The 6,379-nt window shown below is 65.8% G+C and carries 5 protein-coding genes and 1 other RNA gene; all 6 read right to left on the bottom strand.

All coding sequences use genetic code 11. From position 1 onward, the window contains the following. Nucleotides 1-1,950 (bottom strand): diguanylate cyclase domain-containing protein (locus ACESL5_RS09105; RefSeq protein ID WP_372592467.1); only part of this gene is annotated, 1,950 nt, incomplete at its 3' end. A 218-nt stretch (nucleotides 1,951-2,168) separates the two neighbouring features. Further along, nucleotides 2,169-2,530, bottom strand: a transfer-messenger RNA (tmRNA) gene (gene ssrA, locus ACESL5_RS09100). Nucleotides 2,531-2,684: 154 nt separating this feature from the next. Then, nucleotides 2,685-3,731 (bottom strand): ribonuclease Z, encoded by a 1,047-nt coding sequence (locus tag ACESL5_RS09095; protein ID WP_372592466.1) that lies wholly within the window; start codon nucleotides 3,729-3,731, stop codon nucleotides 2,685-2,687. An 11-nt stretch (nucleotides 3,732-3,742) separates the two neighbouring features. Continuing rightward, entirely contained in the window at nucleotides 3,743-4,300 is a 558-nt protein-coding gene (gene thpR / locus ACESL5_RS09090; protein WP_372592465.1) for an RNA 2',3'-cyclic phosphodiesterase, read from the bottom strand. Beyond that, nucleotides 4,297-5,052 carry an SDR family NAD(P)-dependent oxidoreductase gene (locus tag ACESL5_RS09085; RefSeq protein ID WP_372592464.1) on the bottom strand — a complete coding sequence of 252 codons (756 nt, stop codon included), beginning with the start codon at nucleotides 5,050-5,052 and terminating at the stop codon, nucleotides 4,297-4,299. Before ACESL5_RS09085 ends, thpR begins: the two co-directional genes overlap by 4 nt. 211 nt (nucleotides 5,053-5,263) lie before the next feature. After that, a complete protein-coding gene (locus ACESL5_RS09080) occupies nucleotides 5,264-5,926 on the bottom strand; it encodes a peroxiredoxin (protein ID WP_372592463.1) in 663 nt (220 codons plus the stop codon). Nucleotides 5,927-6,379: the final 453 nt, after the last annotated feature.

Below are 6,379 nucleotides of genomic sequence, written 5' to 3'. Positions count from 1 at the left end.
CTCCGAGCCGAAATCCTCGCTCAGCACCGCGAACTCGTCCCCGCCGAGCCGGGCGAGAAAGGCCCCGCCCAGCAGGTCATCCAGCCGCGAGGCGACCTGACGCAACAGTTCGTCACCGACATCATGGCCGTAGCTGTCGTTGACGTCGCGGAAGCGGTCGAGATCGATCATCAGCAACCCCAGCCGGCGCCGACCGGGGGCGCCGATCCGGTCGCGCAGGTGGGTCAGCAGCAGGGATCGGTTGGGCAGGTCGGTCAGCGGGTCGTGAAGACTGAGGAAATCCAGCTGCTCTTCGGTCGCCTTGATTCGCGACAGGTCGGTGAACATGTGGACTATGCGGTCGCCCTCGCCCACCAGCCCGTCGACCCGGTTGATGGTGCGCAGCTCGGGAAAGGCCTCGCCGCTCTTGCGGCGGCTGGTGAGCTCGCCCTGCCAGTGCCCCTCGCGAGCCAGTTGCCGGCGAATCTCGCCCCAGGGGTTGCCGGCCGGTTCGGCGTCAAGCAGGGTCACCGGCCGACCGAGCACCTCGGATTCGTCGTGACCGGTCAGCTCGCTGAAGGCACCGTTGACCCGGAGGATGCGCTCCTCGGCATTCGTGAAGATCACGCCCTCGAGGGTATTCTCGATCACCGCCGCGGCCTCGCGCTGGCTCCGCTCGCTCTCGCGGCGATCGGTAATGTCGGTAATCACACCCTCGATGTGGCGGACACCCCCCGCGTCGTCCCGGATCAGCCGCGACAGGCCCTCGACCCAGAAGTAGTCGTCCCCGGGCCGATGGATGCGGTATTCCTGCCGGTATACATCACTCCCCGCCGCCAGCTGGCTCGAGCGCTCGACCTCGAGACGGGGCAGGTCGTCGGGATGGATGATGTCGGCGAAGGGAACGTCGCCGGCCATCAGTGCCTCGGCCTCGTAGCCCCAGCGGCGGACATTGCCCGACACGTACTCCACCGGCCAGCCCGGCTCGGGCTGCCAGCGGAACAGCACCACCGGGCTGGCGTCAATGACCTGCCAGGCCGTCCGCAGCTCCCCGCTGGTCTCGTCAAGCCGCTGCGTGCGGACGCTGACCTGATACCGCAGCCAGACCGCGATCGCGATGGCCAGCAGCAGGATCCCGGCGAAGATCGACCCGACCCACGGCAGCCAGCCGGGCAGGTGGAACTGCGGCCGTTCAGCCATCCAGTGCTCGAGCACGTCGTAGTAGACCGAGTCGCCATTCTCCCGCCAGGCGATCAAATGGCGATCGACGGCCTCGAGCAGATCGGCGTTTCGCCCCTTGCCCGTGGCGAAGAACAGCTCGGAGGGTTCGAGCATCACCGGCGTGCGCGCCAGGCCGTATTCACGGAAATAACGACTGCCGAACAGATGGTTCACCACCGCCGCGTCGGCCCGTCCCTCCGCCACGGCGACGAACGCCGAGCGGATGTCCGGCACGAGTACCGGCTCGTAGCGCATGCCGAAATCCCGCAGGAGATCGTCCACGCGCGAGAACTGGATGGAATCTTCCAGCAGGGCCAGGCGGCGATCGCGCAGATCGAGGACGGAATCAATATCGAGGTGGGGGTCCCGGTACACCTGCGACCAGCTGTGCAGGGCGGGCCGTTGGTGAAAGCCCAGTGCCTCCCGCCGCTCCTCGGTCGCGGCGACGTCCGGCATCAGGTCGATCTCGCCGGCCGCGGTGAGCTCCAGGCACTCCGACCATTGGCAATCGACGTAGGAAAGCTCCCAGCCTTCCTCGGCGGCCAGTCGCTCGACGAGATCGACGAAGATCCCGGATGGACGCCCCGAGGCATCCCGGAACACCTTCGGATCGTTGTCGTAAAGACCGACGACGACCTCGCGCGCCTCGACAGATCCCGCCGCCACGACGAGCGAGGCCAGAATGATCACCCCGGTGAACCACTTGGCCAATGGCCCCCGCTTTAACTGTGATCGATCGATCCCTGACATGCGTCACGCGCTCCCTTCGCCGCAATCCTGTCGCCCATCGGGCGGCCACGGAGACTCGCCTTGCCCGAAACCGTCCATTCCAACCCGTTAGTCAGCATCGCGTGGAGTGTAGTTCCCGCACGGTGGCCTGACGCGACCGAGCATCGCGACGGAAGCCCGGTCCGAGTTCCAGACAGAAAAATGCCCGGCTGATCATTCAGCCGGGCATTGATGGCGTTTGGTGGAGGTGGCGGGAGTCGAACCCGCGTCCGCAAGCCCTACGCTCTCGGTCCTACATGCTTGTCCTGTCTATTGCTTTAACCGAGTACTACCCGACAGGCAGGGAAGATACTCGGCGAGTCCGGTTAGAGTTTTAGTGGATCCACGCCGGACGCGCTTCACCACGAGCTTGTGAGAGTCGACGCCTGGGTTCCGGACGCACAAGCACGGCTCCGGCCAGACGGCACCCTACCGGGTTTTAAGCTGCGAGTGCGTAGTTGTCGTCGTTGGCAACTATTGGTTTTGCAGTTGTTTTACGAGGAGACTACACCTCGGCATGCACCTTGAGTTTCGTGACCCGCGTCGAATCCGTGTCACCCCCAGGTTGTCTGTCGGATATGGGGACTCTGTCCCCGTTTTCAATGGCCGGTGCCCGTTGGAGCAGCCCACCATCTGCCGACTGATAAGTCAGACGCCTGCCCTGTGGAAAAGTTCCCCGGGCCGGCGCGGCAACCCATCAACACGCTCAGTCTAGGTCATTGCCGGGGCGATACCAAGCCGGATCCGTCGTGATCGCGGAATGCCTCGCGGGCCTCGACCTCCAGCTGGCCAAGCCGTTCACCGTAACGTGGAGAGAAATGTACCGGGACCAGCTGTTCCACCCCGGCGTCCCGGGCGAGCCACCCGGCCTGGCGGGCCGTCAGGTGCCCTCTTTCGGTGGCTCGGTCGATGTCCTCGTGCAGGAAGGCCGACTCGACGAACGCGGTGCGCGCCCCCTCGAGCAGGCTCGCTATCCGCGCACGGTTTTCCCGGGTGAAACCGCAGTCGACCACATAGGCGATCTTCTGCCCCGCCGAGACACGCAACACGTCGCGGCGAAGCTCGCCCAGCCGCAGTTCCCGTCGCACGGCCCGACCGTCGGCCTGCCACTCGGCCACGATGATCTCGTCATCGGGGCGCCCTTCGAGCACGGCCTGCCGCAACCGGCTCAGCCACGGTCCGGTCCCCAGCCCCAGCTCGGCGAGCCGGTTCTTCCAGATGTTGACGTGGGCGCGCTCCTGAACCGACCAGCCCATGCTGGGCAGGCCCTGGTGGTCCAGCAGCGCCGCGGTGATGGTGATGCGCCCGTCGTCGAGCAGGACGTTGCCCGGCAGATCGAGCGTCTGCTCGTTCTCGCGGGCGAACCGGTGACGGAAGCGGAACTCGGCACGTCGGCCCCGCTCGTCCGAGTGCAGCTCGGTGACCGTCAGCCGCACGTCCTCCTCGTATTTGTGGGCGAGATTCCACTCGAAGGCCGCCAGGTGGCATTCCACGTGACGAATGAAACCCGGCGGGCCGAACAGGCGCAGATCGATGTCCCGCACCAGCAGCAGGCGCAGCAGCCAGGCAAAGTCCGTGAAGTGGTCCATGTGGGTGTGCGAGACCAGCACATCCGAGATCCGCAGCACCTTGCGCGGTGGGAGTGCGCGGATGTTCCCGAGATCGAACAGCAGCGCCCGGCGCGTCTGCAGGAAGTCGACGTGAACGACCGGGTCGCCTTCCGGGCCGTTGACGAGCAGTGGCTGGAAAAGCGGCTTCGGCATGGTCGATCAGGTCATCGACGAGATGAGGCCGGCGAGTCACCGGGCCCGACACGGGCCAGCACCCTGTAGGCGCCGCGGCGGCCATTGTGGCCGGATTCGACCAGCGCCACCGTCCCGGTCCGCCATTCGATCGGTTCGATGGCAGGCAGATCTTCGGGCAACGCCTCCGTGCCCCGCAACAGCGTGACATGCGGAACGAAGGGCAACGGCTCGAGCTCGATGCGGCAGTCGGCGCACAACGCCCGTGCCCGTTCCGCAAGCATCCGCAGCCGGTCGGGTGTCCGTTCCGGCCCGAGCCAGGTCACCCGGGCCGAGGCGAAATGGCCCAGCCTGTGAAGCACCAGGCGTATCGGGGACGCCTCCAGTCGGCCCAGCCCGGCCGCCAGGCAATCGACCCGCTCGGCGGGTACCGTGCCGGGAAAGGCCAGCGTGAGATGCAGATGGGCCTCCGGCACCGGACGACCCGGGCCGGGCAACCGGGCTGCCAGGCGCGCCAGCCGCCCCCGGGTAGCGTCGTCCGGCCAGAGTGCGAGAAAGACCCGGCGTGTCTCGGGAGCCGGACTCGTCACCGCGCCACGAACCCCCCGTCGACCGGCAGGGCCTGCCCGGTGATGAAACCGGCCCCTTTCGAGCACAGCCAGACCACGGTCTCCGCGACCTCGTCGGGCGTCCCGAACCGGTTCATGGGGTGCATGGCTCGCAGATCTCGCCGCCGGTCCTCCTCGGGGCCGGTGATCCGGTCGATCATCTCGGTCTGTATCGCACCGGGGCAGACGGCGTTGACGCGCACGCCCTGCTCGGCATATTCGACGGCGGCTGTCCGGGTCAGCTGTACCACACCGCCCTTGGACGCGCAGTAGGCGGGCAACCCGGCGAAACCGATCAGCCCGGCCACCGAGGCCATGTTGACGATGCTGCCGCCACCGTTCTCGAGCATCAGATTCAGCTCCTCGCGCATGCAGAGGAACACCCCGCGCAGGTTCACGCCGATCACGCGGTCGAAGTTCTCGAGCGAGCTCTCGCCGGTCGGCGCCTGCTCACCCTCGATGCCGGCATTGTTGCAGGCATGGTCCAGCCGGCCGAAACGCTCGCGCACCGCCCGGAACAGGGCAGCCACCGACTCGGAATCGGAGACGTCGCAATGGACATACAGCGCCTGCCGTCCCATCGCTTCGACTTCCTCCACCAGGGCCCGACCGTCCTCGTCGTGCAGATCCGCGATCACCACGTTCGCCCCGGCCCGGGCGAAAGCGAGCACGGTGGCGCGCCCGATTCCCCGGGCACTGCCGGTCACCAGGGCAACCGAATCGGTCTCGATCATGTTCGTTTTCTCCCATCTCCGTCGAGCAAAACGTATCGCTCCGCGCACCTCGGCGGTCACGCACGAGCACCCAGAACGACTCTAGCCGCTGGGAAGGCAAACGCAACACGACGCACCCGGGGTTCGAGCGGAAAGCCCGCGGTCCTGACGAACAAAAAGAGGCCCGCGGATGCGGGCCTCTCTCGTTTGCCAAATTGTCGGCGGGGCTGTTTTACAGGCTCTTCTGGCAGAAGTACCAGTCAGTGCACTCGTAGCCTTCTTCCAGACGCTTTTCGGCACCCTCGGTGGTCGACGGCGGCGGGACGATCACCTTGTCGCCCGGCTGCCAGCCCTCCGGCGTGGCCACGCCGTGCTGTGTCGAGGTCTGCAGGCTGTCCACCAGGCGCAGGATCTCGTCGACCGAGCGGCCGTTGGTCATCGGGTAGTACAGCATCGCGCGCAGAACGCCGTCCGGGTCGATGATGAAGGTCGCACGCACGGCGGAGGTGTCGGACGCGCCCGGGTGGACCATGCCGTAGGCCTTCGCTACCTGCATGGAGATGTCGGCGATGATCGGGAAGCCGATATCCTGGCCGAACTTCTCCTTGATGTTGCGTACCCAGGCCACGTGCGAGTGGATGCTGTCGATCGACAGGCCCAGCAGGTCGCAGTCGCGCTTGAGGAACTCGTCATGGGCGCGGGCAAAGGCCGAGAACTCCGTGGTGCACACCGGGGTGAAGTCCGCCGGGTGCGAGAACAGCACCAGCCAGCGACCCTTGTAGTCGTCCAGCTCCTTCATGCCGTGGGTGGTGTTGGCCTTGAACTCCGGGGCGCGCTCGTTGAGGCGCGGGAACTGGAGAACTTCCTGAGTCTGGGTTTCCTGTGCGTCGGTCATGGGTTACCTCCATTCAGTAACGGTTGTGACACGGTTTGCGGGGCGTGGCGGTCAAGCCGTGAATGCCCCCGACACCGCACAAGATAGATTTTGCTTATCCAACACTCAAATGATTAATCTCTAAATGATAGATAGAAATTATCAATCATTGATTGCCCAGAGCCATGAGTGAGGGAGGCGGGCGTTTGCACGCAAGGCGCCAACCGAACGCCCCGGCCCGCGTTGACGCGATGGGCCGCCTCGTCTAGCTTTGAAGAGGCGTCTTCGCACGCCTGACCAAGGAGGCCAGAATGAAAGACGATTCCAGTTCCTGCGCGCGGCCGGCCAGCAAGGTCGCCTCCGGGCAACCGGAGAAATCCCGCGCAGAAGAACCCATCCTTGAAAGAGAGGAACCATTGATGACTGCACGTGTGGGCAAGCAAGCCCCGGACTTCAGTGCACCCGCTTACCTCA

Source organism: Guyparkeria sp., assembly GCF_041687595.1.
GTDB lineage: Bacteria > Pseudomonadota > Gammaproteobacteria > Halothiobacillales > Halothiobacillaceae > Guyparkeria.
This window is presented reverse-complemented; position numbering and strand designations above follow the sequence as displayed.